Annotated in this window: 1 protein-coding gene, 1 tRNA gene and 1 rRNA gene; all 3 read left to right on the top strand. The window is 37.9% G+C overall.

Annotation, left to right across the window (positions count from 1 at the left end):
- Positions 1–115, top strand: a 5S ribosomal RNA gene (gene rrf / locus HFK82_RS08720).
- A 5-nt stretch (positions 116–120) separates the two neighbouring features.
- Positions 121–194: transfer RNA gene (locus HFK82_RS08715), tRNA-Asn, on the top strand.
- Positions 195–346: 152 nt separating this feature from the next.
- Entirely contained in the window at positions 347–826 is a 480-nt protein-coding gene (locus tag HFK82_RS08710) for a sigma-70 family RNA polymerase sigma factor (RefSeq protein ID WP_168261485.1), read from the top strand.
- Positions 827–831 lie beyond the last annotated feature (5 nt).

Below are 831 nucleotides of genomic sequence, written 5' to 3'. Positions count from 1 at the left end.
TAAGTGATGATAGCCTAGGAGATACACCTGTTCCCATGCCGAACACAGAAGTTAAGCCCTAGTACGCCTGATGTAGTTGGGGGTTGCCCCCTGTTAGATATGGTAGTCGCTTAGCTTTTATCCGCCATAGCTCAGTTGGTAGTAGCGCATGACTGTTAATCATGATGTCGTAGGTTCGAGTCCTACTGGCGGAGTCAAATAATCGTTGTTAGAGAAGATGTTATCTTCTCTTTTTTATTATTTTTTTGGCAACAGGACATATATGTCCTGTTGTTTTTTGACTTTCCCTTATATAATAAGATTACTTTTGTACAGAAGGATTTTTATGAATAGGGAGTTAAACGACATGAAACATTTTGAATACTACTATGAAAAAGTTAAACCCATTGTTTTAAAACTACGTCGCACTTATTTTGTGAAATTGTGGGATTATGATGATTGGTTACAAGAAGGGAGAATTGTCCTCTTTCAGCTTTTACAAGATCATCCAGAATTACTTGAGGCAGAGGGAAAGCTTTATCCTTACTTTAAAACTAAGTTTTCAAATTATGTGAAAGATGTGATTCGCCATCAAGAAAGTGTGAAACGTCAATTTAATCAGATGGGGTATGAGGAGATTAGTGAATTGGACTACTGTATTGCTCAACCTGCCTTTATGCAGGCCGATGACTTTATTGCCTATCAAGATAGTTTAACAGCTTTGCGTCAAACTTTTGGGGCAGAAGGTGTGTCAAAATTGGATCGTGTGATGCGTGGGGAACGCTTTAAAGGCAAAAGTGCTTTTCTTAGAAGCATTGAACCTTTCTTTCTGGACTTTAAGGAATAGAAAAA

Origin of the sequence: Streptococcus alactolyticus, from assembly GCF_012277075.1 — a bacterium.
Lineage (GTDB): Bacteria > Bacillota > Bacilli > Lactobacillales > Streptococcaceae > Streptococcus > Streptococcus alactolyticus.
The sequence above is the reverse complement of the archived record's forward strand: the minus strand, read 5'-3'. Positions and strand labels throughout refer to the sequence as shown.

Coding starts and splice junctions, on each gene's coding strand:
- HFK82_RS08710 (WP_168261485.1), top strand. CDS start 347: ATGAAACATTTTGAATACTACTATGAAAAAGTTAAACCCATTGTTTTA.